This is a genomic window from Streptomyces sp. S6 (assembly GCF_054880855.1).
This window is the reverse complement of record NZ_JBTYMC010000756.1, coordinates 1-512: the sequence shown is the minus strand read 5'-3', so window position 1 is coordinate 512 and position 512 is coordinate 1. Positions and strand designations below refer to the sequence as shown.

The 512-nt window shown below is 77.0% G+C and carries 1 protein-coding gene; it reads left to right on the top strand.

All coding sequences use genetic code 11. From position 1 onward, the window contains the following. On the top strand, window positions 1–512 hold a 512-nt coding region (locus ACVNF4_RS36880), incomplete at both ends, for a glycerate kinase (RefSeq protein ID WP_461807153.1).

Here is a 512-nt window from a genome sequence, read left to right as displayed (position 1 = left end):
GCTCCAGGGGCCGAATTCGGCGATCGTGTTCCTCACGCGGGCGGCGAGCCCGTCGTCCCCGGCGGCGGCGGACTCGCAGACCTGGCCCACGCCGACCTGACCGGCCTCGACGCCCGCCTGAAGGACGTCGACCTGATCCTCGCCAGCGACGTCGACAACCCGCTGACCGGCCCGAAGGGCGCCCCCGCCGTCTACGGCCCGCAGAAGGGCGCCTCCCCGGACGACGTCCGGGCCCTCGACGCCGCCCTCACCCGCTTCACGCAGGTCCTGGAGACCGCCGTCGGCCCCCGCGCCCTGGACCACGCCGCCGCGCCCGGCGCCGGAGCGGCCGGAGGAATCGGTTACGGCGCGTTGCTGCTCGGCGCCCGCTTCCGCCCCGGCATCGAGATCATGCTCGACGTCCTCGGCTTCGCCCCCGCCCTCGCCCGCGCCGGCCTCGTCATCACCGGCGAGGGCTCCCTCGACACCCAGACCCTGCACGGCAAGGCCCCGGCCGGCGTCGCCGCCGCCGC